We start from the raw sequence: 26231 nt of genomic DNA, 5'->3' as shown, positions 1-26231 counted from the left end.
AGAACCTAGAATTTTATATGGATGGTGGTGCGAAACGTTGTTAGACCAAGAACAGGTGGCTTCGGCTATCATGTTCGTAAAATCTAGCGGATCCTGTTTCTAAAGATTTACTGGGGTCTAAGTAATATACTGTTATTTCAAATGAAGGGGTAACGCCTGGAAGGGAATACACGAGGTCGGAGTGCACGAACTGGAAGGTAAATTTCAGCGTGTTCTAAGCCCGATGTCATATGGTGGAAGAATCCGCCCTTATCTTTTGATAGGGAAAACCAGCCCGAGGGGGACGGTGTGGGTCATGCTGCTGGTGTCTGGTTGTCATGGTGAGAATGTGCTCTAAAATCCATTTAATATGGAGGACAGCACTGACGAACTTTCGAATGTACGAATCTAAACCATAGCCCCCTCTAAGCGATGGGGTGTAGCTGAAGGCTACGATGATTGAGGATAAGTAAAACTCACCATTATGAAAGTCCTTGCAGAGTTACAGGCTCTGGATAATTATCAGGTTCATAGGAAGCACCTAAAGCAATCACTGGGTTTCAATAAATAATTGAACACAGTAAAAGAACGGTATATTGCAACGTTGTAAGCCAGGGACGTGGAGGATTTGCCTCCTGTGAAGCGGTCATAGTGAATACTTAAGGTGATATTAGCCGATAAAGGATAAGCTAGTTTTGCTCTGGTGAAGGTGGAGGCACAGTACCACACGAAGCTTGCTGTAATGGCAGGTGGATAAGGGATAGCCTCTAGTCTTTCAAGAGGTTACACACTTTCAAATTAAGATTCTATGACGCTTTCAAGGTTCGAATACGACTAAGAAAAGTGAATCTTTGCACTCTTCACCCGCAAGGAGGAACCAACTTGAATTCAAAAAAGAAGCTTAGGCACAAGGAGTATTATGGACTTCAAGAATTATTTGATGGTCTCTATTCAAAAAGCCTAGAAGGACAAAAATTCTATAAACTAATCCATTTAATGACATCTGAAGAAAATATCCGGTTAGCTTATCGAAATATCAAGAAGAACACTGGAAGCAAGACAAGAGGAACAGATGGACTTACTATTAATTATATATCTAAACTTTCTATTGAAGAGGTTGTTGGGAAAATAAGAAGTATGTTTGACTACTATTTTCCTTCGCCTGTCAGAAGAATGTGGATCGAAAAAGATAATGGTAAGATGAGACCCTTGGGAATTCCAACTATGTGGGATCGACTGTTTCAACAATGCATCTTACAAATACTAGAGCCAATATGCGAAGCTAAATTCTACAAACATTCATATGGATTTCGTCCGAATAGAAGTACAAAGCACGCTATTGCGAGACTGATGTATTTAGTGAGTCGTGCGAAATTTTACCATTGCGTTGACATCGACATTAAAGGGTTCTTTGACAATGTTGATCATGGGAAACTACTGAAACAGATGTGGACCATCGGCATAAAAGACAAAAAACTCCTTTCCATCGTGTCGGCAATGCTAAAAGCTGAAATAAAAGGGGAAGGAATACCAACTAAAGGCACACCGCAAGGTGGTATACTTTCTCCTCTTCTGTCGAACATCGTCTTAAATGAATTAGATTGGTGGATTGCAAGTCAGTGGGAATTATTTCCGGCAAGGAGCCGGAGGGGCAAAACAAAAGGTTTACCATATGACAATATAAACAAATTTAGAGCTTTGCGTAAAGCTTCAAACCTTAAGGAAATCTTCATTGTAAGATACGCCGATGATTTTAAGATACTTTGTAAAACTGCAACCCAAGCAAAATTAATTTCTGCATCTGTTAAGAACTTTCTTTGGAAACGATTGAAATTGGAATGTTCGGAGGATAAATCTAAAGTTGTTAACCTGAAGAAAAAGAGTTCCGAATTTCTAGGACTTGAACTTAAGGCAGTCTGGAAAAGGAAAAGGTCCGTTGACAAATACTTTACAACCAAAAAAGGCGGAAAAAAGAAAGCAAATCCAAAGAGAATCAAGACCACCAATCGTGAACGTAAGAAAAATGGTAATAGTGCAGAGTATAAAGAGTTATGGTCCATATCCAGTGTGATGTCTGTTAAGTCTATACACAAAGCTAAACGGAAAATCAAAGATGCTATTAAAATGTTACAAAAACGTCCTACACGACAGACGGTTGCCAATTATAATTCAGTCATACATGGTATTCAAAATTACTACAAAATGGCAACATTGATTACTAAAAACCTATCAGAGATTAACTTTCACTGTCGCAAGAGCTTGAATTGCCGTCTTAAACAGAAATGGATCGACGGAAATCGAACTCATATGGATAAACACCAAACTGAAAGGTTCAAAGGGTACGCATGGGTTATGAAAGAAATACAAGGTAAAGTTTTATCACCTATATATGCTCAAAAGCATGTATCGCCTATGAATTTCAGTCAAGACATCAACAACTATACAATTGAGGGAAGAAATTCGATTCATAAGAACTTAGAGCGAATAAACTCAGTTACTCTCCAGCATGTTATGAGGTCATATATCCCAAGCTGTTCTATCGAATATAATGACAATAGAATATCTAAGTTTATCTCACAAAATGGGAAATGTGCCATAACCAAAATGGAGCTGGGTAAGCATGATTGGGAATGTCATCATATTATGCCATTTAGGAAAACGGCAGACGACTCTTACCAAAACCTTTTAATTCTCTGTAGTGACATTCACAAATTGGTAAGAATAAAAGACATTATCAAAATTAGAAGAATTGTTGAAACATATTCCCTGACGGAACAACAAATTGACAAAATCAATGCTCTAAGGAAATATGAAGCCGTTCCATTGATCAATCTTAATGTTTTATATGAAAAATCTAACAGCCCTGTAGCATAGTAAATTTTATTTTAAAAGTTGCATTAGCTATAAAGGTTAGTTTATGGAATGTGTAACTGGAGGAAGATGGGACGCCGTGTGAGCTCGAAAGTCTCACGCACGGTGTTAGGCGGGGGAAAACTGTAAGATAATATCAAGCAGTAACCTATCGCAACAGGATGTATGAGTCAATATCAAATGTTGTACAGCACACCGTATCTCTATTCTTCTCGTACATTGCAACAAATGTACAAAAGTACAAGAAAAGAAGAGGATATAACAGCGATACAGGGACACATGCTACGTCATGACGTGTATCTGGACCGACAGTACCGAGGTTATTATTATTTAAGTCAAAAAATTGAAGAAGATTTATATGATGATGAACATCCTGTCTCTTGGAATGAGTTATTAGAAGATTACCAGTTATACAAGGATTCTCAAGGGAATTTATCCATTCAACCGAAAGGCTGGCGATAACATGACCATTGTAGGCGAATTAGGGGTTGTATATGGCGTGACAGGTGCAACCGTTATGGGTATTAAATTGCTTAAAAGAAAAGGGCTTCACCTTCCCGATTGGGTACTACGTGCGGGTCTTGAATGCTTGTTGATTGGCACGGTCTGGTATCTGCTACGTGATATGCTCGATGTATTTCTACGCTAGTATTTTATCGGGTAGTTGAAGGGAGCTGTCGCAATGCATGGAAACAACTTCTTTCTTATGTACTACATAACCCCAACTACCTCTAGGGAGGTATGGAGTTTATGTTTTCACTTTTGGTAATTCCAGTTACTTTTTTAACAGTAGCGTATTTTTTTAAGGGAAAAGAGCTAAGTGATAAAAAGAAAATCAAAGCGTTTTTTGAAATCACGAAAGTGTGTGTACAGCATAAAGGAGAAATGCAGTACCCCGTATTTTTGAAACAAACAGAGGATGATATTAGTACAACATTTGTCTATCGGCTGCCATTAGGTGTGCCGAGTCAGCTCATACAGAAGTTAGCGCAAGTATTAGAGGAAGGGTTGTATAAACCCGTAATGATTTCCTTTCAACAACGGGAGCTGTTTATACGGGTATTCCAGCAATGCATTCCTGAAAAATGGCATTGGTCGAGTGAATTGTTACGAGAGAAGACATGGAACGTCATCATGGGAAGAGCGTTAGATCGAATGATTTATCATGATTTTGAAAAAACACCGCATATGTGCGTGAGTGGGATGACTCGTTTTGGTAAGACAGTTTTTCTCAAAAATATGATGACGAGCTTAATTTTACAGCAACCCCGTCATGTGAAATTCTATGTGATTGACTTAAAAGAAGGATTGGAATTCAGCCCTTACAAGGACTTGGCACAAGTAGAAGAAGTGGCGGAGAATCCCATGCAAGCATTTGGCGCGACACGTTTCTCTATAAGCGTTTAGACGTGAAGTGAGAGTGTTGCTGGAATTTATCTTTAGCAACAATAACTAATATATCGAGAGTTGGAATGAAATTCGTCATGTTGAATTGAAACAACTCCATTAATACTCCTACATGCATGATTTGTTAGTAGACAGATTGTGTATGAAGCTAGGTGAAGTCGGCTGAACGAGCCTAAGTGATTTTTAATCATATGGTGTAGGATAGGTCGGATGGCTGAAAAGATAACTATGGTGAGAATGGCTCTTATGGGTCTGACGAATTTGCGAATGTACGGGTCTAAAATTGCACTATATCGAAAGGTATAGCACACAAGAGTGTGGTAGAGCACCGAAAAGTAAGGGTCGGATGGCTGAAATTCGGGATAAGCAACGATGAGCTTATAAACTCTACAGGCTTATAGCAAACACCTACGGTTATCATGAATAGCTAGATATATTGGAACGTGGGAAGCAAAAAACTGCTACATGCAAACAGCTACTACTGGGCAGGTGGATATAAGGTGATGAGCCGAAATTCCTTTATTTTTGTGAAGGTAGGGGCACAGTACCGTTGAAGCGTCTAATGAACGTGGAGGGATGGTCCCAAGTCTAGTTTGGTTTATGTTTAATTTTAAGAAAATGAAGCTCAATGGTCAGGTAGGAATGTGGGCAAAAACCGAGGAGGTTTCCACAGTTGAGCACAACAATGAGATATTGGGAATATTACAATATGCAAGAAACATTTGATAGGTTATATGAAGAAAGTCAAGGAAATAAATCATTCCATGGTCTATATGAACTGATTACTTCGGAGAACAATATTCTTTTAGCATACCGAATAATAAAATCTAATAAGGGATCCAAAACAGCTGGCACGGATTTGTTCACGATAGATAATTATAAACCAATGTATAAAAAGGAATTTTTATCATTGGTTTGTAAACAACTAGAGATATACAAACCAAAAGCAGTAAAGAGAGTTTTTATTCCTAAGCCCAATGGAGATAAAAGACCTTTAGGTATTCCAACTATGTTTGATCGGTTAATTCAACAAATGATTAGGCAAATTTTGGAGCCGATTTGCGAGGCGAAATTTTACGAACATAGTTATGGATTTCGTCCGATGAGAGGAACAAAACATGCCATTTCTAGAGTAATGTTTTTGATAAGCAGAAATACTTTTCATTACGCGGTAGATATAGATATAAAAGGATTCTTTGACAATGTTAATCACACATTACTTCTAAAACAATTGTGGAATATGGGTATTAAAGATAAGCGAGTGTTAAAACTTATCTATTTAATTCTAAAAGCACCAATTAAGGGATTTGGAATTCCAAAAAAGGGAACACCACAAGGTGGAATACTCTCGCCATTACTATCCAATATAGTTTTAAATGATTTAGACCAATGGATAGCAAGTCAATGGCACTATTTTGAAACATCATATCCATATACAAATAATGCAAATCAAAAGCGAGCGATGAAAGGTACTAAATTGAAACAAGGATTTATTGTTCGTTATGCAGATGATTTTAAAATTATGGCAAAGGATTTCCGAACGGCACAAAAATGGTTTTTCGCGATAAAAATGTATCTCAAGGAACGATTGAAGCTAGATATTTCACCAGAAAAATCCAGAATAATCAACCTTAGGAAAAACAAATCTGAGTTCTTAGGATATTCATTATATGTAGTACCTAAAAGAAACAAATGGGTGTGTAACTCTAGGATATCAAATAAGAAAAAGAAGCAAATCAAACTTGAGATTAAAAAGCGAATAAAGGCTATTCAATTGTCAACAACTCGGAAAAATGTGCAATTATATAATGCCTATGTACTTGGACTGCGTAACTATTTTAGGTATGCTACACATGTAAATATTGAAATGAAACAGCTTGCATTTAACCTATCATTAGTAATATTCAATCGATTAAAAGGTGTCGGGAAATATGAAGTTCCAATCAATGCACCTCCGGTGTATACAAAATTCTTTAAAAATAAGTATCGAACATTTAAAGTATGTGGTATTTACCTATTTCCACTAGCGGATATACAAACAGCAACTATATGGAATTACACGCAAACTCAAACGCCTTATACTCAACAAGGCCGAAGGATTGCCAAACATATTGAGTTAAATAAATTGGTGTTAAGCGAAATTAAGAAACTATTAACTGCAAATATCCCGAATGAAAGTATAGAATACTTGGATAATCGAATGGCAAGGTATTCTATGTTGAATGGAAAATGTGAGATACTCAAAGAATTTTTATCAGCAAGTGAGCTGCATTGCCATCATTATATTCCGAAGGAATTAGGTGGAACAGATGAATACGCAAATCTTAGAATCATTCATAAAGAACTTCATAGATTAATTCACATGACAAATAAACAAACGATTGAATTTTACTTTCAAAGACATTCGTTGACTGTGGAACAAGTTAAACGAATAAACCAATATCGAAGAGCTTGTAATTTAGAAAAAATTAAACAATAAGCAAATTAGATGGAGCGCCGTATGAGATGAAAGTCTCACGTACGGTGTGGAGTGGGGGAAAAGGTAGAGATAACTTCAAATCCTTACCTATCACTAACATATGTTGAATCGTATCCGTGAAAAGATGGTAGAACAGGTAGTACGCATGAAAGAATCTTATTTTACCAACATTGTAGATACACCAATCAAAGAACGCTATTTCATTATAGTTGATGAATCAGCGAACTTGTGTCCAACACAGGGATTGCCAAAACAAAAGAGAGATATGCTCTATATGTGTCAAGAAATGTTATCGGAAATAGCGAGGATTGGCGGAGCATTGGGGTTTTGCTTGATTTTTTGTACCCAGTACCCGACTTCTGACACATTGCCGAGACAAATTAAACAAAATAGTGACGCCAAGATTGGATTCCGTTTACCGACCGTAGTGGCTTCACAAGTGGCCATAGATGAAAGTGGATTAGAAGAACTTCCATCCATACCAGGGCGAGCGCTTTTTAAAACCGATCGTGTAGAAGAAATTCAAGTTCCTTATCTGTCCAATAAGAAAATGTGGAATGCATTAAAACAGTATAAGGTGGTGAAACAAATTGAAACATCAAAAACTCAAACAAAAAGCGAGACAAATCGAGATTTTATCAAGTTTAAGTAAGCTTGAATTTGCTTCTAGGAGACAATTGCAAGCGATTCATTGTCTTGGAAGTATTCGGAATGCCAACCGTATTCTGAAGGATTTACGACCTTATTGCCATGTGACTTCGCACAACCGAGAGTATGTGTATTATCTCAATAAAAAAGGGATGGCACTGCTCGGTATACAGGCGAAAGAACGAAAAAAGAAGCATCAATTAGAACATATTTTATTACGAAATGAAGCATGGATGTGGCTAGATTTTCCTGAATGGAAGCCAGAGCAAGTCATTACCTTACGTTATCAAGGAGAAGAAAAAACAATTGTTCCAGACGCATTTTTCATAAAAGACAATGTTCCTCACTTTGTAGAAGTAGACCGGCTACAGCATATGAAAGTGAATGAAAAGAAAATACAGTATTATGCTTATTTAACTAACATTTATCAGAAGCAACAGCAAATTAAGCCCATTATCATCTTTTGTACAATATCTGACTATAGGGAAAAGCAATTAATGAATTATGCACTGAAGCATAATGTGTATGTACAGACGTATTTGTTACAGGATGTTATATAAAAAGGATGAGTTAGAGCCAGAAATCTGTATAATCAACATTTTTATTTGTTAACTTTTTTACTGTATTAATAATCTTTGAGCCAGTTTTTAGAGATGGAAGGAAGGCATTTCCTCTACACAATCGACTAATGGTTCCCTCACTTACACCGCTTTTTTTAGCAATTTCATGTTGTGTTAAGTTATGTTTATCTATGAATTTCCCAAACTTACTTCTAGGTTTCCCTATTCCAAACCAACTCATGTTTTCACCTCAAAGGAATGTTATTTTAGATATTAGCATGTCCAAAACTTTAATTTTTAAAACCTTTGATAAGTTGTAATTTTGAAGAAACGTTTATCATATAAATAAAGAAAGAATTTCAAAGAGTGAAAAATTGTAATTATTTTACGGAATATAGCATACATATTAATAGCTACAAGTTGCGACTATACTGAAGTATAAATTGCAACTTGTTGCAAAGGGTATGCTATGAAAATAAAAAAGCTGAAACGCCTTGTGAGAGAAGGCATTTCAGCTTTTTGTTGATTTATAAGTTAATAATCTTTGTAGCTAGTTGATATAAATAAATTTATAAGATGTCGAATGATATTGTACGTGAGTATTTTTTAGGTGATATATTTTTAGTTCAGAAAGAGCATGGATAAAATACTTAGAACAGTCCATGAAAATAAATTAAAAGCCCCATGAGCTAACCAAGCTGATAGGAATCCCGATTTTAGAAAAAACAAAGCGTAAATTGTGCCTGGAATGAAATATAAAAAGAAGGTTGATATGTCGGGTCCATGTAATAATGCAAATCCTATGTTGGTTACTACTACCCAGCTCCATATATATATGGGATTTTTATGTGTAAATAATTCATCGTAAACTTTCTCTATCCAAGAAAACTTTGTTTTAAAATCAGCAAGTACTAAAAATATTCCGGCATAAAGCGAATATCTAAATACAATTTCTTCATTAAATGGTCCTATTACAGAAACTAAAAATAGAAATCCTGTTTTAGTTACATCCGATGTATATGTTATTTGACCAGATCCTATACCAATCATATCATGACCTAGAAAGATAGGGATAAATCTGATGAGAGTCAATATAACTTGCATAAGTATCCCAATTAGAATAGGGAGTCCTATGGTTACATAAAGTTTATTTTTATTAAGGATGAAACGATTCTGGAAGTCTTTTCTGATTGTAGGGAATATGAAAATACCTGTTAATACAAGTGAAAATAAATAGAGGGACTCAATAGCGTTAATATTATTAGAAATTCCCAATCCTGATAGTTTATCTGCTAATACAAGAAGTATAAAAAGTAAAACAAAAGTAATAAAAAATAGAATAGGTCGAAAAACGTCACGTAGAAAAGTCAAATATAATTCCTCCTTGAAAACATACTGTAACAATTAGATTCTAATATATTCTGAATTTTTGTTCAAATGTGATTTTAAATAGATCTTTAAAAATTTCACGTATCATAATACGTAATAAAGTTTTTTCAATAAAAATGTAGAGAATTAACATGAGATTTAATCCTTATTGAAGAATACATAAATGAATAGAAAAACGATATAAAAATCGAAATGTTGTTATGTAGTATATCGGCTGTGAAATCCGTTGTAATTCATTTCTGAATTGTGAAGAAGTGTAGATAAAAAGGTGTTTACATGTAGAATGTTCATTTCGTTTTAGGAGGGGAGAATAAATATGGAAGCAAAATCGGAAATATATACACCGAAAATTGTAGCTGAAAATTTAGGAATTACACCCGATTTGTTAAAAGTATGGTCGAATGAATTTAATATTCAAATAGAGAGAAGTCAGGGGGGACATCGCAGGTATTCCAAAGAGAATATAGAAGAGTTGAAATCAATTAAGGAAAAAATTCATATGCAAAAATGGACGTATGATCAAGTTCGTGCCTGGCGGAATGGCGAACTTGATTTATTTGCCGCAAAAGAGGAAAAAGCTGAACTAGAAAAGAAAATGGATCAGGTATTAGAGAATCAAGTGTTACAACAGCAATTTAATCAAGCGCTTATTCAAAAATTACATGAGCTCACGCATGAATTGGTGGTAACAAAAGAGCATTTTATGACTGCTTCTGAAAAGCTTATAGAAGTAGAAAAAAGGAATAAAAATTTAGAAGAAAATATTGAAAAGAAGTTAGAAAAGAGAAACCAATTGGTAGTAGAGAGTATGAGAGAAATACAAAATCAAAAATCAAAACGAAAAGGTATTTTCAGTTTGTTTAGAAAGTAAGCTCTTAACAATAAGACCCCTATTGTAATAGGGGGGCATTCGTATTTTATTTGTAATGCTATATAATAGGGAAGGGTAATGAATATGACTCCCAATATGCGGAGTTTAACATGTTTCACTTTTTTCATAGTAGCAGCTTCAATAAAAATTAAAATCCTTATGGATAGCAGGTATATCATACTGGCGTTGTATGGTATACCTGCTTTTTTTTAGTATAGGTAAGCATAGCAAGGCGCACAGTCTTGGCAACGGAATGGCTATAGAATGAGAGAGTAGTGGCGAGATGTGTAAAGGGAATCCCCTTGAGAGTCACATGCATGTTTTATGCGATTCCAAGGGTATTTTGTGTAGGAATACATGATGAACTTTCCAGTATTCCTCTATATGAGTATATGATATAATCAAGGTGTTCCGTATATTCCGTTATATTGAACATCCATAGCAAATGCCTACAAGCAGGAGGGCATTTGTTCTTATTTTTCCCTTCAGGTAAGCTAACGACCTGAAGGGTTTTGATCGTTAGAAAAGGGACAGTTGGATGGGTTCGTGTTCTTTTTTTTCTTGATTTGTACAAGAGATATGTCGATTGTATCCCTTCCCTAATCTTCGCTGCATTTCATCATCTAGTAATTGAATCGCACGCTCTTGTGAGGCTGTATACATGACCACTTCTTGTGTCGGGTATATTTCTCCACTTGGTGCTACGATGGTATAAGAAAGTGTATAGGCACTAATTTTCAAAAAAACGCCTCCTTATTGCGCATAATAGTGAATGCAATAGAATACATACGTGATGAGGACACCTACAAATATGATACCGTATAATTTTAATCCGATCAGTGCGCATTTAGAAAAAATAGATAATCCTTTTTTAGAAATGTAAATAAAACACCAGCCAAGAATAAGACAACAGAACCACTTATGAGAAAACTAATCAATATTTCCACCTCTTTTTTTGTGTATGCTGTATGATCGGTTATAGTTCTTCCAAGTCGGTTTCCATAATGTATACAGGTGCAACATGTTCTTGTTCCAGCAAGGTTTGCAACTGTTGTTGGAGTTCAAATCCATCTCGCGGCTCTGCCAATAAAAAAGACTTTGAAAAGTTGCTTCCAGCCACAGAGTATCTCACATCAAGTAGATACATATTCATTGTGCCACCTTTTCATCGGATTTAGATGGAACTGGCTTATATTGTTCGTGTCGGACCACTTGGCGTCTATCGATTCCAAGTTGGAAGAAAGAGTCCATTTCAGAAATATCTACAATACTAGTATGTTCGAGTACCGTAACAATATATCCTGTTAGTTTGCAGTGATGTATTATGGCGGTAAGGAAATGTCACATAATCTCCAGCCTTGATGTTGGTAGCGATTGTATTAGAAGTCATAACGAAAACCTCCAATCATGTACGTAATTGTGAATAGAAAAATAGGTGCAAGGAAAGTACTGAAAAAGTATAATTGAGACTCTTTGCAACCATCAATTCCAACCATTCACACAATGTGTGATATTTGGGTGAATAGCCTATCTTTTGGCGTCTGAGGTGTCTGTTGTGGTCGTTCAGAATGTGATATAATAGCTTCATCATTTTTAATTTGTAAAGCGTTTGACATATTGGTCATCCTTTCTAAATGGAAATGACATTGTGGAAAGTCCTCGCAGTCTTGGTGGGCGTTGAGGGCTTTCTATTACTTTCTTTTTTCTTTACCATAAAGACGTTCCATCGCTTCAACCGTGAATAAATATTCTCCACGTTTGTTTCCAGGTTTCAAGAAATACTTAATTAATCCTTGTGTTTTTAACTCATCGATTATAGGACTATTTTTAATACGCATTCGTAAGGTGGATTCGTTAATATTCCATCGATAGCTTGCTTCGTTAGTGGTCATAACATCTTGTAGTTTCATGTCATTCATATGCATCTCCTATCTGTTGTAAAGGTCTAATGTCCTCCTTTTCCTATATTATAGGTCCATTATAATGACTTATAAGTCATTTGTAAATTGATATTTTCAAAAAAATACTATTTTTAATTGAATGAACTTGAATATCGAGATAAAATAATGCAATGTGACAAAATGTTCAAACAGAAATGGAGAGAGGCATCGCATGTATCCCAAATGGATTGACAAAATGGCATTTTCAAAAGCACATCAAGAGTTATTAATTCAGTTGTATAGAAAGCAAATCACACGAAGAGAATATGATTCTTTGGTGAATGAGCTATATGTTTTAGAAACAAAGGGGATCTCAAAATAAAACATTAAAAAAATTATTTTGAGAGGTTTTTGATATGGAAATAGAATGGAGTGAACTGTAATGAGGGGCAATAAAAAAGAAGAGCCAATACAGAAAATCATACTTATGCAAGAAGAAATCCGGCTATGGATTCAATATGTATTTCAGCAATGGGAGAGCAAGAAACAAGAACAGCACAATTCATTTCCGAAATTAGCATATATAGAGACAGTAGCATTTGAAAGCTCAGAAGCATATCAAGAAATAAAAAGACTTTCTGTAGGAATGGTGCGGGAGATGAAAACATATAAAAGAGAAAAATTATTGCTACAAATAACGGAATTGCATCAACATATGCAAAGCATTGTGTCAGCTGTCCTAGAAACGATACAAAAATATTCTGCATCCTAATTAATATATATGGTGATATCCCATTTGAAAAAGTATTGTAAGTGAACAGTAGGTAATAAAAAAAGAGTAGCTAATAATGGCTACTCAAAATGGAATACATATTATGGATGATTAACAGTTTTCTCATACAAGCTGTACTTTATACAAAAGGTTAAGAAAATTATAGGTGGTTTGTATCCTTTGTCTGTTTTTATTTTAAGCATGTTGTTTCAATTTGGATCGAGAACTGGTATTGCTCGTGTGATTCTTCTTCTAGCAGAGTAACAAGGGTTTGTAATTGATGAATGACTTTTTGTTTAGACTTGCGTCCTGCATAGTGGATATGAAAGGACTCTGAAATAGAGGATTCTACCTGTTCTATAGGTTCTAATGGAATCGTTGTGGGTTCAGATTCTGGAATTACGGGTACATCTTGCATTGGGATGGTGGGTGCAATTGATTGCGTTTGGACAGGCTCGGTGATAGGAGAAAGTTGTGAATCAGTTGGTGTTTCTTTTTTCCTTTTGTTCGTGTCTTTTCCTTTTCGCTTTGGATGCGCTGTTCCTTGCGTTGGAATTTCATGTTTTTTGTACAAATCGTATAGTTTGCTATTATATGTGCCTAAACCTGCGGTAATTTCTTTGTTTGTGAAATGTTCTTTCCAATATTGCAGCCGCATTTTTTGTTCTTCCGCAGGTAGAGATTCGAAAGAAGCTAAGGGAATCCATGTATTCAGTTCTTCGATACGTACTTTTTCCGTCAATGGAAATCACTCCTTGAAAGATGGTATGTTGTATAGATTCTATAGGAAAGAGGGATTCCCTTTGAAAAGAATTGTATAGACCGTTATCTTTCGAAAAATTCTTTATTACTTTAGCCCTCTTTTTTTGAATTGCTGATTCAAAGCGTTCGGACCACATCCTAATTGTTTACAGATTGCTTGGTACGTAAGTCCTTGTTTCCGTAACATAACCGCTTGTTTACAACGTTCGTCCCATTTCTTTTGCGTTTCTTTCTTTGTTTCTTCCGGTGTTTTCGGCTGCCATATTCCTAGACCTTTCAGTTTCTTCCGCAACCAGCTCACTTCACAATCTATTTCTACTGCAATTTTATACAGCGGTACGTTCTCCCTCAGCATTGCTATAATTTGTGGTAGTAACTCGTCCCAATTTTTCTGTTTGGTATTCTTTCGTTTTTTTTCCTTACATGATACTAACGCGGTCCCTAAGCGATACATCTCTGCTCCGATAGTACACTGCTCTACACAATATTTTGGGGACTGATCTCTCCTAAACTGACAATTATGACAATGCTCATCTTGTAAATTTAAAATGTGAATTCTACTTTCTCTTGCATTCATTCCCTATTTTCCTCAGCTTTCTACTTTTCTTTTATTATACCGAGGATAGTTTGACATGAATACATCCTTCCAAACATTTAGAGAAGTGAAGGTGGTTAAGAAGATGATAACAATAAATAACGATAAGAAATGGTATAGGTTTTGGGGGTTCTGTTGCAAAGTTTGAAAAAAACTCAGCCTATTTATAAACTACGGTTATCGTTTAAGAAATTCTGAATAATTGCTGTAATTCTTTGTACGTCGAAAAAGAGAAGTCTGGAATCTGACTTCTCTTTTGTTTGTATATAGCATGAATCGTTTCGATTCCTTTCAAGGTACGTGAAGCATGGCGAAGAGTTTGAAATCCTGCGGATTTAACAAAACGTCGTTTTACATGTCGGTGATCTTGTTCGATAAGATTATTGAAATGCTTAACAGTACAATGTTTCGTATGCACATAAAATCCACTATGTTTCCCTTTAAAATATCTCATTTTAGATGCTCCTCAATCTGTTTTGTAAAAGTTTAGCTTACTTTCAAAAACTTTGCAACAGAACCCAGCAGACCATATTGTGCAAATTTATGAGATTCTTTAGGAACATGAAGAAAAGGATAAACCATAAGAATGATTTCAGAACCTGCCATCGTATAAATAGATTTTTGCATCGCATCCGCAATATCCAAATAAGAATGATTTAAAATAGGTGAAAAAACATCCCAATGTCCATATGCTACCACGCAGTATACGCAGATAATTGCATAAAATATGGATACAAATATAGAGGCAATACAGATTGCAGTCATTACCCGAAAGCCTGATGAAATAATGTAATATACTAAAATAGACAAAATAATCGCAAGTATAAGGGTAGAAACAGTAGGAAACATCCATACTTGCACGATTTCAATATAAGTTCGTAAGATAGAGACACTTACCATCAAAAAATAAACAAGAAATACCAGGTTTAAACCTGTTCCGATAAACCTGCCAAACATATACGTCTGGAGTTCTAAAATACTTCCTTGAACCCAAGACAGCATACGATACATCATCCACATTAAAATATGCAAGAAAATACCCGCCAATATGACGCCAATCCAAGCATCATAGCCGGCTTTTTTTGCGAAAATTCTAGCAAATCCCAGTATACCAGCTCCAAATTGTGCACTATGTATTAAAAAGAAAACATAAATTGGAGCTACTTGATATTCCTTGTTAATCTTCATTTTTTCTACTCCCACTGTATGGTATGGGATATCCATATAACAATATCCACTTAATAAAAGATATATGATAGCTAAGTTCTATATGTACTATTTTGGCAATGTTGATCCAGATTGTGTAATCTGAGGCTGTACATGAATACGAATTTGACAGGTAGAGAAATATTGTTTGCCATTCTCCCAATCATTCTCTATTTTTTTCCATGTTTTGAAGTCTTGTCGTTGATACTTGTCTTCAATTCCGATGACATCTAATTTATATTGTGTTTGTAAGCGTTTGGTTGTCGTTTGTAGTTGTTTTTTCATTTCGTTTGCTAATACCTGCTGGAGCTGTTTCATGGAATATTGGTGAGCTAGAGAGGAATGCATCTCTGCAATTTTTCCATCTAATTTCACATATATATCGACCTTAGGGTGCTTGGGGTTTGTCACATCGAGTTCCATGCGTTGGTGTACACGATGAAACTCATAGGTAATCCGTTGTTTGTTCATCGGAACAGAAACAATCCCTCTTACTTTTGAGCTAGTCATATACTGTAAGGCGGCAGTATCTTGTGCGTTTAACATTGCAACCAAGCGATTATCGGTACCTTTAAATAAGGCAGAGCCACTTAATTCTACGCCTTGTTTTGTACGAAATACAACGGGAAGGACAAAACTTTTCTTTGCGATGATTTTACTGTGAATATCGCCAATTCGCTTTTTCTCTATCATTTGTGCATTTTTTTGTGTATGTTCCGATAGCATCCAAACATATTTTGCAGGTAAATATTCAGGACCTGCGTTTTGAGCTAAAATATGTGCTGCACGACCCTTAGCCACAAATAGCCGAATATTTCTTCTCATCGCTTCATCACGTGTATATACATCCAAAATATTTTGTAACATATAGGGTGTTCGTAATACTTCTTCAGAAAAAATAATGACTTGTATGTGTGGGAAAAATAAAGGACGACTAATTTTCTTTGCAATCATGCGGAAATGTGCAAAAATACTTTCTCCTGTAGAACTTAGATTAATATAATTTTTTTGTGTAGCTGTGCCACGTTCGGAAGCACTGAATGTATTGGGTAATACCATTTGATAGGTGCCTTTAATGGCTGCATGTGAGGATTGATCATAGGCAGCACCAACAACAAATCCTAATTCTTCGATTTCTCTTCGTTCCGCACACGCACATAATAGACAAAGAAGGGAACCTGCAAAAATGAGTTTCAGAATCGCTTTCATATACACTCCTTCTGTTAAGAATTGGTATGTATACTAGCGTGTGTTGTTTGAAATATAAATATGTAAGAAAATAAAAATATGACGCACATAGAATTGGTTCAGGCAATAAAAATGGAGTGATTGTATTTGTCACCTATCCTATGGGGCCAATGTAAAGGGATTCAAGTAAAAAATTATTGGTATATTATTGTACACCCACACTCATATGATGTGTAGCATTGTACTACATATAAGAATGAGATACAGAAACAATCCCATGAGAAGTATATATTTCATATAAGTTGTATCATAAAAATCGCTAAACAAAATGACACCTACAATTGTAATCAACATAATAGACAATAATACGACTGGATGCAAATAGAGCGGGTTTTTGGTTACATAGATGACGTAACAAGAAAAAGAGATCATGAATAGTAAGAAAGCAACGAAATTAGATTTATACATACAGAATTCCTTTCTCAAAAAATGTATACAAATATTGACGAATTGTAGCGAACCCGTATGGATTTCGTACGAAGGATGCCGAATCAAACGTTTGTTTAAAATATAAAGGTCGAGATAGAAGTCCTCTATCGTTGATACATCAACAATTTACCATCAAGGAAATCCCCTTGATAATAGTCAGTTTGTATTCGCCATATATTGCAATTGAACCATAGGATAGTAACAAATATGAAAAAAGATTGAGCGCATTCGCTCAATCTTCCAAATGACAGCTTACCACAGCGTATAGAAGTATTAAGACAAACATGTATCTGTTTGTCTTAATACTTCTATTATTTCGCATCTTCAAATACACGCAATGTACTTGTACGTATCTTACCTTTTTCAATATCTGATTTTTTAAAGTCATATTGATATAAAGCGGATTCCCAATCCCCATACATTGGATTTGGGAACATAATAAACTTTTCTCCAAATACTTCGTGCATCTCTTCTACCGCTTGATTTCTATCTTGTACAGATTTTTCATCAAATCCAGTAAAATCAGATAAATTATCTCCAAAGAATAAAACAATATCATGTTCTGACGCAACTTTTTTTCTTCGCTCTTCCTTCCCTTTTTCTTCTTTGCCTTGCAATAAGACATGCTCTTTATCAGCTTGCGGGATATTCAGTTTCTGTAAGTTTTGTAAAGTAGCATCTAATTGACTCTGTTTGCGATTTGAAATGTAGTAGATCGCCACACCTTTTTCATTTGCATATTGTAAAAAGGAAACGGCGCCAGGAAGAGCTTCTGCTTTCGCTTGTTGAATCCATTCTTCCCATTTATAGGGATATTCTTTTCTTGTTTTCACGGTCATAGCTTGATACGGACTATTATCCACAACTGTTTCATCTAAATCTAAAATGATGGCAGCCTTTTTCTCGGTACCTTTGGCAAGTGCTGTGTCTAATTTCATTTTCCCTATATTATATCCTTGATGATAGAGCGCTTTGACTTCTCCGGCCGTTTGATACCAAGCATCGGCCATCACTTGTTGTTCGGTTAGTGAAGATGGTTGTTTCGGCTGTGTTTGTAGTGACTGACACCCTATAAGAGAAAGAGAAAAAAGTGTTAGAGCTATACTTGTTTTGAAAATGGGTTTCATTGTGTATAACACTCCTATATGTATGTTTTGTATGGTATGCGTTTACTTTACGGGAATTATATTAAAAATACAATGCTCTTTTATTAGAAAAACACCTTCGGTCATTTTAAGGGGCCTTATAGGATTATGTATTTGTTTTAATTCATTTATATGTTTTTCTACTCCGCGTAAATTTAAAGCGTTTATTAGTCAATCTGAAGAGTTTGTTTCAAGTGAGTTCGTATACAGTTGGTACACAAAACCATTCGTTTCATATAGATTGGTTGTATCAACATGATCAAAGCTAAAATATATCATGATAATCAGATCATCGATCTGTTGTTGTTCATTTTCAACTGCATTCCTCCCCATTCCAATCCCCTTTAAAGTTAACCTTGCTACGTAAAAAAACTTTGATATAACTTAGGTTAACTTAATTAACATGGGTTAACTCATTTGAATCAAATAAAAGACTAGTTTAGGTAGAAACCAAAACAGAACAAATTCCATGAAAAAATGCAAACGGTATATACATTTGGATTTTTCTTCAAATAAAAATAATATTCATATCATAATATGCAAACGTCTTACATATTATTGTGTACGTACGGTAATTGGTATAGAATACAAACAAGCATCACTCTTTTTCATTCATTTTTCAGCTTGCGCATGAGGAAGTTATTACGTAATCATCTTCTTCTCGCAGAATACGGTAAGGGAGAGTGTTTGTATGTTTAACCAATCGCTATTTGGGGATTCTAAACCATTACTACAAGAAATCAATCGAAAAATGAGTATAATGGAGTCTATACTGCTACTTCATTCCACTTTTGGCTATGTGGATACAAAAGAAGTATATAAGGTTCATCAAATCCTTTTAGAAATGTCGAACTTGTTGCTGATTTTGGAACAAGAGCCTACGATGGCATCACTTGCAAAAGAGTTAAATCTACAACTACAAACCATCCAAGAACAGTACAATAAAATCATTGGTATAAGCTAAAAACAGCACTTTTTAAAGAAGAAATGAAAATATCCTCATTCTGATACGAATGACATGTAACTATAAAAAACAAAAAGACTTGGATACAAATCCAAGTCTTTTTGTCAGCAAGTACATACTCGTCTAGAACAGGTAACACACTACTCGAAATCTTTGTTCGTATAGCAAACAATAAAGATTCCAGCAATGGGATGTTTCTTTTTACTTCTTATATATCTTTACCCTGTTCCTTTCATTGAAGAATCATCTATATCTCTGCGAGAAGAACCAGGTCTAAAATATCATATATGAAATAAATCTTTTTTAATCATTTTTTTACCTGCAATGTCATAAACACTATACTCTCTTTCGTTCATTTGTACAGATATAACCGAGGCGAAAATCATAAAATCTATGTAAGGATTCTGTTGCTCCAGCAAACTCCAGTATGAATGGAATTTCTTTTTTGGATTGATAATAAATTTGTTTTGCTTGCGGTATTTTCCCGTCTGTTTGTATTCGTTTTAAGCCTACACCCAATTCACGATGTAACACACGAGCTATGTTGTTCAATACATCCACAGATCCATGTATGCGTAAGCGCGCACGTTTATATATTTTTCCTTTATCTTGGCCATGTACAGTTCCTAAATCATGTAATAAGCGGATATACGTTGCTACAAACACTTTTTCGTTAAAAATCCCTTTGGGGAAGGTTCGATTTTTTTCTGAAATTGGCGTCCAATTCATTTCCTCGATCTTTTTCACAAGCGGGTGGCATTCGTTTATCCCAATTTCCCAAAAATCAACTTTTCCTTCGCGTTCTCTCTTGCAGTATCTTACAGAAGTGCTTCTCACAACTAATTCACGAAATCTCTCTGGAATTTTTTTCTTATTTCTGATAGAAAAATACCCTTTTCGTTTGGATCCGTATCTCCAAATGATCGCTAATATTTCTGCAAAATCATCTGTTGCAAGAAATTGATTACATTGTTTCTCCTCTTCATTTGATAATCTAAATTTCTTAGTCAATATCAGTTCTCCTATCTTTTAAAGAAATACCAATATAGTGAAACTTTATTCATTCCCCACTGAGGATTAGGGGCACACAAAAAAGGTGAATAAAACCATTCCTCATTATTTAAAAGGTTCTATTCACCATACGTGGGTAATAAGATAAAAAAGATATGCAAGGGCGTTGTTTTGGGGAACACAGCAATGGTATCCTTGTTTATCATTTTTAAACGTGATTGTTTTCATGGAGACACCTTCTTTCTTTACCCCAATTAAATCTATCATTATTTAGAAATCTCTTGAGATATTCAAAAGTTAATTTACATAGTAATTTAAATATAACATACGAGGAGGTAGTAAAATGGACGATAAAAAGCAAACAATAAAAACAAGTGAGGTCCTCCAAGCGCATGTATTAAATTCAAATTTAATTGGACCTACCCTTCCACCCATTCAACCTTTTGTTTTTCCTACCGGTCCTACTGGAAGTACCGGACCTACCGGAGTTACCGGTCCTACTGGAAGTACAGGCTTTACCGGGGACACTGGACCTACCGGAGATACCGGATCTACTGGAAGTACTGGAGATACTGGGCCTACTGGAAGTACTGGACCTGCTGGAGATACTGGACCTACTGGAGATACTGGACCTACTGGAGATACTGGACCTACCGGAGATACTGGACCTACCGGAGTTACTGGACCTACTGGAAGTACTGGCTTTACCGGGGACACTGGACCTACTGGAGATACTGGGCCTACTGGAAGTACTGGCTTTACCGGGGACACTGGACCTACTGGAGATACTGGGCCTACTGGAAGTACTGGACCTGCTGGAGATACTGGACCTACTGGAGATACTGGACCTACTGGAGATACTGGACCTACTGGAGATACTGGACCTACCGGAGATACTGGACCTACCGGAGTTACTGGACCTACTGGAAGTACTGGCTTTACCGGGGACACTGGACCTACTGGAGATACTGGGCCTACTGGAAGTACTGGCTTTACCGGGGACACTGGACCTACTGGAGATACTGGACCTACTGGACCTACCGGAGATACTGGACCTACCGGACCTACTGGAAGTACTGGCTTTACCGGGGACACTGGGTCTACTGGACCTGCTGGAGATACTGGACCTACTGGAGATACTGGACCTACCGGAGATACTGGACCTACCGGAGATACTGGACCTACCGGAGTTACTGGACCTACCGGATCTACTGGACCTACTGGAAGTACTGGCTTTACCGGGGACACTGGACCTACTGGAAGTACCGGACCTACCGGAGTTACCGGTCCTACTGGAAGTACAGGCTTTACCGGGGACACTGGACCTACTGGAGATACTGGACCTACCGGAGATACCGGATCTACTGGAAGTACTGGAGATACTGGGCCTACTGGAAGTACTGGCTTTACCGGGGACACTGGACCTACTGGAGATACTGGGCCTACTGGAAGTACTGGACCTGCTGGAGATACTGGACCTACTGGAGATACTGGACCTACCGGAGATACTGGGTCTACTGGAGTTACCGGTCCTACTGGAAGTACCGGACCTACCGGAGTTACCGGTCCTACTGGAAGTACTGGCTTTACCGGGGACACTGGACCTACTGGAGATACTGGGCCTACTGGAAGTACTGGCTTTACCGGGGACACTGGACCTACTGGAGATACTGGGCCTACTGGAAGTACTGGACCTGCTGGAGATACTGGACCTACTGGAGATACTGGACCTACCGGAGATACTGGGTCTACTGGAGTTACCGGTCCTACTGGAAGTACTGGCTTTACCGGGGACACTGGACCTACTGGAGATACTGGGCCTACTGGAAGTACTGGACCTGCTGGAGATACTGGACCTACTGGAGATACTGGACCTACCGGAGATACTGGGTCTACTGGAGTTACCGGTCCTACTGGAAGTACTGGCTTTACCGGGGACACTGGACCTACTGGAGATACTGGGCCTACTGGAAGTACTGGACCTGCTGGAGATACTGGACCTACTGGAGATACTGGACCTACTGGAGATACTGGACCTACTGGAAGTACTGGCTTTACCGGGGACACTGGACCTACTGGAGATACTGGGCCTACTGGAAGTACTGGCTTTACCGGGGACACTGGACCTACTGGAGATACTGGGCCTACTGGAAGTACTGGACCTGCTGGAGATACTGGACCTACTGGAGATACTGGACCTACCGGAGATACTGGACCTACCGGAGTTACTGGACCTACTGGAAGTACAGGCTTTACCGGGGACACTGGACCTACTGGAGATACTGGGCCTACTGGAAGTACTGGCTTTACCGGGGACACTGGACCTACTGGAGATACTGGACCTACTGGACCTACCGGAGTTACTGGACCTACCGGATCTACTGGAAGTACTGGCTTTACCGGGGACACTGGGTCTACTGGACCTGCTGGAGATACTGGACCTACCGGATCTACTGGACCTACTGGAAGTACCGGACCTACCGGAGTTACCGGTCCTACTGGAAGTACAGGCTTTACCGGGGACACTGGACCTGCTGGAGATACTGGACCTACCGGAGTTACCGGTCCTACTGGAAGTACCGGACCTACCGGAGTTACCGGTCCTACTGGAAGTACTGGCTTTACCGGGGACACTGGACCTACTGGAGATACTGGGCCTACTGGAAGTACTGGCTTTACCGGGGACACTGGACCTACTGGAGATACTGGGCCTACTGGAAGTACTGGACCTGCTGGAGATACTGGACCTACTGGAGATACTGGACCTACCGGAGATACTGGGTCTACTGGAGTTACCGGTCCTACTGGAAGTACTGGCTTTACCGGGGACACTGGACCTACTGGAGATACTGGGCCTACTGGAAGTACTGGACCTGCTGGAGATACTGGACCTACTGGAGATACTGGACCTACCGGAGATACTGGGTCTACTGGAGTTACCGGTCCTACTGGAAGTACTGGCTTTACCGGGGACACTGGACCTACTGGAGATACTGGGCCTACTGGAAGTACTGGACCTGCTGGAGATACTGGACCTACTGGAGATACTGGACCTACTGGAGATACTGGACCTACTGGAAGTACTGGCTTTACCGGGGACACTGGACCTACTGGAGATACTGGGCCTACTGGAAGTACTGGCTTTACCGGGGACACTGGACCTACTGGAGATACTGGGCCTACTGGAAGTACTGGACCTGCTGGAGATACTGGACCTACTGGAGATACTGGACCTACCGGAGATACTGGACCTACCGGAGTTACTGGACCTACTGGAAGTACAGGCTTTACCGGGGACACTGGACCTACTGGAGATACTGGGCCTACTGGAAGTACTGGCTTTACCGGGGACACTGGACCTACTGGAGATACTGGACCTACTGGACCTACCGGAGTTACTGGACCTACCGGATCTACTGGAAGTACTGGCTTTACCGGGGACACTGGGTCTACTGGACCTGCTGGAGATACTGGACCTACCGGATCTACTGGACCTACTGGAAGTACTGGCTTTACCGGGGACACTGGGTCTACTGGACCTACTGGAGATACTGGACCTACCGGAGATACTGGACCTACTGGAAGTACTGGCTTTACCGGGGACACTGGACCTACTGGAAGTACTGGACCTACCGGAGACACCGGACCTACCGGAAGTACTGGCTTTACCGGGGACACTGGACCTACTGGAAGTACTGGGCCTACCGGAGTTACTGGGCCTACCGGATCTACTGGACCTACTGGATCTACTGGAAGTACTGGCTTTACCGGGGACACTGGACCTACTGGAGATACTGGGCCTACCGGAGATACGGGGCCTACTGGCGTTACGGGGCCTACTGGTCCACCAGTAAGTCTGAATATCGGTACAATTTATGTAGCAAATGTCGATTCAAATAATGTATCAGTAATAAACGGGAGCACAAACACTGTAGTAGAAACTATATCTGTAGGAACATCCCCGATAGGAGTGGGAGTAAATTTATCAACAAATTTGATTTATATAACAAATAGCGATTCAAATAATGTATCAGTAATAAACGGGAGCACAAACACTGTAGTAGAAACTATATCTGTAGGAACATCCCCATTAGAAGTAGGAGTAAATTCATCAACAAATTTAATCTATATTACAAATTCTGCTTCAAATAATGTATCAGTAATAAACGGGAGCACAAACACTGTAGTGGCCACTATACCTGTAGGAACATTCCCGATAGGAGTGGGAGTAAATTTATCAACAAATTTGATTTATGTAACAAATTTTAGTTTAGCAAATGTATCAATGATAGATGGAAATACAAATACGGTATTAATGACTATACCTGTAGGGACATATCCATTAGAAGTAGGAGTAAATTCATCAACAAATTTAATCTATATTACAAATTCTGCTTCAAATAATGTATCAGTAATAAACGGAAATACAAATACTGTATTAATGACTATACCTGTAGAAACATTTCCAAGAGGAGTCGGAGTTAGAATATAAGACCTAGAACCAACCATTTTTGTTGAGAAAATGATCACACTCACTATGACTTCGCACATACACAGCTGATATATGTGATTAGAAGAGGAACATATACCAGCTGTGTATTATTCAGGTAACATTTCAAAAGTGACAAACTCTTCAAGATGCTGTAACGTATCTTGAGATTCATTTTTGTCAAAGGATGCACAGCGCTCCCTCACTTGTACCACTTCGCCTTGTTCATATTGAGGTTCAAGATATGTGATCACAAATATATCTACATTGCGATCTGGAAAACAGTAAAAAATCACTTTTTTTCCTGACCAAGCTAATGGATAAATGTTTTTTAATTTTGCCCTTGTTGCTTCATCTCCAAGATGCGGTGCAGTATCTATGGTTTGCCCTACAAAATCTGTTCTTTGTTGATGAACTAGTTTGTAATAATGCCTGATTTACATCAGTAAAAACATAGTCTTGAAGCAATTCTTCTAATAGGGGTAGTGAGACGGTTCCTGTTCTAATCCGTCACCAACACTCCATGATTTAGGAATTTTTAGTCGGTTAATAACAATTGAGTTAGAAAAACTAAACATAATAAATTGCAATAGAAAAAGAGTATTTCAACCTGCATTTTATGATTCATCTGACTGACTAGAGCAAGAACCATCTCACTATCTAAATTGGTATATTTTTTCTTATTCCCCTTTTTCGGGGGATGGGCAAAACCCAAGCAAGAATTTTTACTTTTTTGATTCATTCCAAAATAAACAGAGGCTTTTCTAAACAATTTATCCATGCTGTTCCTTGAATTTTAATTTGACTAATGCTAAAATATTAACATCCTTGATTGTCAAGGAATACGTTATATGAGGTGATATAAATGGGTAACCTTTTTGAAAAAGAATTTGAGTCCATTGAAAATAAAGAAATCACAATTACAGGAAAAAGACAAATTACCATACCTAAAAATTATTATGATTATTTAGGTATGAAGGATTCCCTCCATGCCATCCTCACCCCTCAAGGGATTTTTTTAAAACCGTCTAAGAAAGAACAAACAGTATATGAGGATGATATTCAAAAAATTGTTTCAGAATTAATTGCCAAGGGTTATAAGGATGGCGAGCTTGCCGAGAAGCTATCAAAAAGACTTGCTGAATACGAACAGTTTTTAGATCATAAGATTGAGCAATTCCAAAAAGAGATAGCAGGTTCTGTAGGTAAGGAGGATGATTTCAATGGACTTGACATTTTCTTTGACGAAAAAGATGGAGAAACTGATTAAAAAGTTAGAAAAAAGACAAAGGAAGCTTGTAGATGAATATGAAAACAAAAAGGAAATTATCTTAAAAAATCCAGGTATCGGTAAAACACTTAAAGGTGATCTAAGTGAGTATAGAGTGTATGATTGGACGATACAGGGAACTGGAATTCGTTTAGCATATGTGTACTATATGGAAGACAATCACATTGTCTTTGTATATTTTGGAACTAGAGAGAATTTTTATCAAGAATTAGGACGATATGTCAATTAAGTTGAA

Annotated in this window: 25 protein-coding genes and 5 pseudogenes; 16 read left to right on the top strand and 14 right to left on the bottom strand. The window is 37.5% G+C overall.

The genetic code is table 11. From position 1 onward, the window contains the following. Positions 1–861 precede the first annotated feature (861 nt). The 7 genes and pseudogenes from MHI28_RS34180 (at position 862) to MHI28_RS34150 (ending at position 7944) form a co-directional block, all read left to right on the top strand. Entirely contained in the window at positions 862–2853 is a 1992-nt protein-coding gene (locus MHI28_RS34180; protein WP_445661815.1) for a reverse transcriptase domain-containing protein, read from the top strand. A gap of 162 nt (positions 2854–3015) precedes the next feature. After that, positions 3016–3312 carry a hypothetical protein gene (locus MHI28_RS34175; protein ID WP_340828948.1) on the top strand — a complete coding sequence of 99 codons (297 nt, stop codon included), beginning with the start codon at positions 3016–3018 and terminating at the stop codon, positions 3310–3312. Position 3313: 1 nt separating this feature from the next. Next, positions 3314–3499 carry a hypothetical protein gene (locus MHI28_RS34170; RefSeq protein ID WP_340828875.1) on the top strand — a complete coding sequence of 62 codons (186 nt, stop codon included), beginning with the start codon at positions 3314–3316 and terminating at the stop codon, positions 3497–3499. Between the two features lie 101 nt (positions 3500–3600). Continuing rightward, positions 3601–4224, top strand: a pseudogene (locus MHI28_RS34165) (FtsK/SpoIIIE domain-containing protein); the annotation flags it as partial. 706 nt (positions 4225–4930) lie between these two features. Further along, positions 4931–6736 carry a group II intron reverse transcriptase/maturase gene (ltrA, locus tag MHI28_RS34160; RefSeq protein ID WP_340827644.1) on the top strand — a complete coding sequence of 602 codons (1806 nt, stop codon included), beginning with the start codon at positions 4931–4933 and terminating at the stop codon, positions 6734–6736. Between the two features lie 78 nt (positions 6737–6814). Then, positions 6815–7388: pseudogene (locus tag MHI28_RS34155) on the top strand (FtsK/SpoIIIE domain-containing protein); the annotation flags it as partial. Next, complete coding sequence (locus MHI28_RS34150) at positions 7327–7944, top strand: replication-relaxation family protein (protein WP_340828946.1); 618 nt, start codon at positions 7327–7329, stop codon at positions 7942–7944. The pseudogene MHI28_RS34155 and the gene MHI28_RS34150, both read left to right, overlap by 62 nt. A gap of 10 nt (positions 7945–7954) precedes the next feature. Here MHI28_RS34150 and MHI28_RS34145 read toward each other — a convergent pair whose 3' ends face one another. Then, the gene (locus MHI28_RS34145) at positions 7955–8185 is read right to left on the bottom strand and encodes a helix-turn-helix transcriptional regulator (protein ID WP_006920338.1); all 231 of its coding nucleotides are present in this window, start codon (positions 8183–8185) and stop codon (positions 7955–7957) included. A gap of 380 nt (positions 8186–8565) precedes the next feature. After that, positions 8566–9315: a CPBP family intramembrane glutamic endopeptidase gene (locus MHI28_RS34140; RefSeq protein WP_340828944.1), complete on the bottom strand. Its 750-nt coding sequence runs from the start codon at positions 9313–9315 to the stop codon at positions 8566–8568. A gap of 334 nt (positions 9316–9649) precedes the next feature. Between MHI28_RS34140 and MHI28_RS34135 the strand changes: the two genes are divergently transcribed. After that, entirely contained in the window at positions 9650–10204 is a 555-nt protein-coding gene (locus MHI28_RS34135; protein ID WP_340828942.1) for a MerR family transcriptional regulator, read from the top strand. Positions 10205–10723: 519 nt separating this feature from the next. Here MHI28_RS34135 and MHI28_RS34130 read toward each other — a convergent pair. The 4 genes from MHI28_RS34130 to MHI28_RS34115 form a co-directional block, all read right to left on the bottom strand. Next, positions 10724–10945, bottom strand: coding sequence for a hypothetical protein (locus MHI28_RS34130; RefSeq protein WP_340828940.1), 222 nt, complete (start codon positions 10943–10945; stop codon positions 10724–10726). A gap of 235 nt (positions 10946–11180) precedes the next feature. After that, positions 11181–11351, bottom strand: coding sequence for a hypothetical protein (locus MHI28_RS34125; RefSeq protein WP_340828938.1), 171 nt, complete (start codon positions 11349–11351; stop codon positions 11181–11183). A gap of 2 nt (positions 11352–11353) precedes the next feature. Further along, positions 11354–11464: a hypothetical protein gene (locus MHI28_RS36405; protein WP_372584179.1), complete on the bottom strand. Its 111-nt coding sequence runs from the start codon at positions 11462–11464 to the stop codon at positions 11354–11356. 431 nt (positions 11465–11895) lie between these two features. After that, on the bottom strand, positions 11896–12123 hold the full coding sequence (locus MHI28_RS34115; RefSeq protein ID WP_000999223.1) for a helix-turn-helix domain-containing protein: 228 nt from the start codon (positions 12121–12123) through the stop codon (positions 11896–11898). A gap of 403 nt (positions 12124–12526) precedes the next feature. Here MHI28_RS34115 and MHI28_RS34110 point away from each other — a divergent pair, with 403 nt between their 5' ends. After that, positions 12527–12856 (top strand): hypothetical protein, encoded by a 330-nt coding sequence (locus MHI28_RS34110; RefSeq protein ID WP_340828937.1) that lies wholly within the window; start codon positions 12527–12529, stop codon positions 12854–12856. Positions 12857–13046: 190 nt separating this feature from the next. Here the strand turns inward: MHI28_RS34110 and MHI28_RS34105 are convergent, their stop codons facing one another. Together MHI28_RS34105 and MHI28_RS34100 are read right to left on the bottom strand one after the other, a co-directional pair. Then, entirely contained in the window at positions 13047–13598 is a 552-nt protein-coding gene (locus tag MHI28_RS34105) for a hypothetical protein (RefSeq protein WP_340828936.1), read from the bottom strand. Between the two features lie 105 nt (positions 13599–13703). After that, a complete protein-coding gene (locus tag MHI28_RS34100; RefSeq protein WP_075720232.1) occupies positions 13704–14195 on the bottom strand; it encodes a zinc-finger domain-containing protein in 492 nt (163 codons plus the stop codon). 55 nt (positions 14196–14250) lie between these two features. Between MHI28_RS34100 and MHI28_RS36400 the strand changes: the two genes are divergently transcribed. Then, positions 14251–14361 (top strand): DUF3967 domain-containing protein, encoded by a 111-nt coding sequence (locus tag MHI28_RS36400; RefSeq protein ID WP_372584168.1) that lies wholly within the window; start codon positions 14251–14253, stop codon positions 14359–14361. Between the two features lie 36 nt (positions 14362–14397). Here MHI28_RS36400 and MHI28_RS34095 read toward each other — a convergent pair. The 5 genes and pseudogenes from MHI28_RS34095 to MHI28_RS34075 all read right to left on the bottom strand — a co-directional run. Then, positions 14398–14655 (bottom strand): annotated as a pseudogene (locus MHI28_RS34095) (DDE-type integrase/transposase/recombinase); the annotation flags it as partial. A gap of 44 nt (positions 14656–14699) precedes the next feature. After that, complete coding sequence (locus MHI28_RS34090) at positions 14700–15401, bottom strand: GerAB/ArcD/ProY family transporter (RefSeq protein WP_340828935.1); 702 nt, start codon at positions 15399–15401, stop codon at positions 14700–14702. An 87-nt stretch (positions 15402–15488) separates the two neighbouring features. After that, positions 15489–16628 carry a Ger(x)C family spore germination protein gene (locus MHI28_RS34085; protein ID WP_340828933.1) on the bottom strand — a complete coding sequence of 380 codons (1140 nt, stop codon included), beginning with the start codon at positions 16626–16628 and terminating at the stop codon, positions 15489–15491. Positions 16629–17407: 779 nt separating this feature from the next. After that, positions 17408–18223 (bottom strand): 5'-nucleotidase, lipoprotein e(P4) family, encoded by an 816-nt coding sequence (locus tag MHI28_RS34080; RefSeq protein WP_340828931.1) that lies wholly within the window; start codon positions 18221–18223, stop codon positions 17408–17410. A 189-nt stretch (positions 18224–18412) separates the two neighbouring features. Then, complete coding sequence (locus MHI28_RS34075; RefSeq protein WP_340828929.1) at positions 18413–18574, bottom strand: hypothetical protein; 162 nt, start codon at positions 18572–18574, stop codon at positions 18413–18415. Between the two features lie 358 nt (positions 18575–18932). Here MHI28_RS34075 and MHI28_RS34070 point away from each other — a divergent pair, with 358 nt between their 5' ends. Continuing rightward, complete coding sequence (locus tag MHI28_RS34070) at positions 18933–19205, top strand: hypothetical protein (protein WP_340828928.1); 273 nt, start codon at positions 18933–18935, stop codon at positions 19203–19205. A 336-nt stretch (positions 19206–19541) separates the two neighbouring features. Here the strand turns inward: MHI28_RS34070 and MHI28_RS34065 are convergent, their stop codons facing one another. Next, positions 19542–20216: a hypothetical protein gene (locus MHI28_RS34065; RefSeq protein WP_340828926.1), complete on the bottom strand. Its 675-nt coding sequence runs from the start codon at positions 20214–20216 to the stop codon at positions 19542–19544. Between the two features lie 454 nt (positions 20217–20670). Between MHI28_RS34065 and MHI28_RS34060 the strand changes: the two are divergent. The 5 genes and pseudogenes from MHI28_RS34060 to MHI28_RS34050 all read left to right on the top strand — a co-directional run. After that, positions 20671–24060, top strand: a pseudogene (locus MHI28_RS34060) (beta strand repeat-containing protein); the annotation flags it as partial. A gap of 12 nt (positions 24061–24072) precedes the next feature. Beyond that, a pseudogene (locus MHI28_RS36395) lies at positions 24073–24186 on the top strand (YVTN family beta-propeller repeat-containing protein); the annotation flags it as partial. Further along, positions 24187–24708 (top strand): YncE family protein, encoded by a 522-nt coding sequence (locus tag MHI28_RS36390; RefSeq protein WP_445661817.1) that lies wholly within the window; start codon positions 24187–24189, stop codon positions 24706–24708. A gap of 862 nt (positions 24709–25570) precedes the next feature. After that, positions 25571–25975 carry an AbrB/MazE/SpoVT family DNA-binding domain-containing protein gene (locus tag MHI28_RS34055; protein ID WP_340828925.1) on the top strand — a complete coding sequence of 135 codons (405 nt, stop codon included), beginning with the start codon at positions 25571–25573 and terminating at the stop codon, positions 25973–25975. Next, complete coding sequence (locus MHI28_RS34050; RefSeq protein WP_000366275.1) at positions 25929–26225, top strand: type II toxin-antitoxin system RelE/ParE family toxin; 297 nt, start codon at positions 25929–25931, stop codon at positions 26223–26225. The genes MHI28_RS34055 and MHI28_RS34050 overlap by 47 nt, the downstream gene beginning before the upstream one ends. The last annotated feature ends 6 nt before the right edge of the window (positions 26226–26231 follow it).

The sequence above is a fragment of the Bacillus sp. FSL K6-0268 genome (genome assembly GCF_038005425.1).
In the GTDB taxonomy this organism is placed as follows: Bacteria; Bacillota; Bacilli; order Bacillales; family Bacillaceae_G; genus Bacillus_A; species Bacillus_A thuringiensis_S.
This window is presented reverse-complemented; position numbering and strand designations above follow the sequence as displayed.

Bases quoted from the DNA above. Each gene is read 5' to 3' on its own strand.
- MHI28_RS34175 (WP_340828948.1), top strand. From the start codon at position 3,016: ATGAGTCAATATCAAATGTTGTACAGCACACCGTATCTCTATTCTTCT.
- MHI28_RS34170 (WP_340828875.1), top strand. From the start codon at position 3,314: ATGACCATTGTAGGCGAATTAGGGGTTGTATATGGCGTGACAGGTGCA.
- MHI28_RS34145 (WP_006920338.1), bottom strand. From the start codon at position 8,185: ATGAGTTGGTTTGGAATAGGGAAACCTAGAAGTAAGTTTGGGAAATTC.
- MHI28_RS34135 (WP_340828942.1), top strand. From the start codon at position 9,650: ATGGAAGCAAAATCGGAAATATATACACCGAAAATTGTAGCTGAAAAT.
- MHI28_RS34125 (WP_340828938.1), bottom strand. From the start codon at position 11,351: ATGTATCTACTTGATGTGAGATACTCTGTGGCTGGAAGCAACTTTTCA.
- MHI28_RS34115 (WP_000999223.1), bottom strand. From the start codon at position 12,123: ATGAATGACATGAAACTACAAGATGTTATGACCACTAACGAAGCAAGC.
- MHI28_RS34110 (WP_340828937.1), top strand. From the start codon at position 12,527: ATGAGGGGCAATAAAAAAGAAGAGCCAATACAGAAAATCATACTTATG.
- MHI28_RS34100 (WP_075720232.1), bottom strand. From the start codon at position 14,195: ATGAATGCAAGAGAAAGTAGAATTCACATTTTAAATTTACAAGATGAG.
- MHI28_RS36400 (WP_372584168.1), top strand. From the start codon at position 14,251: ATGAATACATCCTTCCAAACATTTAGAGAAGTGAAGGTGGTTAAGAAG.
- MHI28_RS34090 (WP_340828935.1), bottom strand. From the start codon at position 15,401: ATGAAGATTAACAAGGAATATCAAGTAGCTCCAATTTATGTTTTCTTT.
- MHI28_RS34085 (WP_340828933.1), bottom strand. From the start codon at position 16,628: ATGAAAGCGATTCTGAAACTCATTTTTGCAGGTTCCCTTCTTTGTCTA.
- MHI28_RS34080 (WP_340828931.1), bottom strand. From the start codon at position 18,223: ATGAAACCCATTTTCAAAACAAGTATAGCTCTAACACTTTTTTCTCTT.
- MHI28_RS34075 (WP_340828929.1), bottom strand. From the start codon at position 18,574: ATGGGGAGGAATGCAGTTGAAAATGAACAACAACAGATCGATGATCTG.
- MHI28_RS34070 (WP_340828928.1), top strand. From the start codon at position 18,933: ATGTTTAACCAATCGCTATTTGGGGATTCTAAACCATTACTACAAGAA.
- MHI28_RS34055 (WP_340828925.1), top strand. From the start codon at position 25,571: ATGGGTAACCTTTTTGAAAAAGAATTTGAGTCCATTGAAAATAAAGAA.
- MHI28_RS34050 (WP_000366275.1), top strand. From the start codon at position 25,929: ATGGACTTGACATTTTCTTTGACGAAAAAGATGGAGAAACTGATTAAA.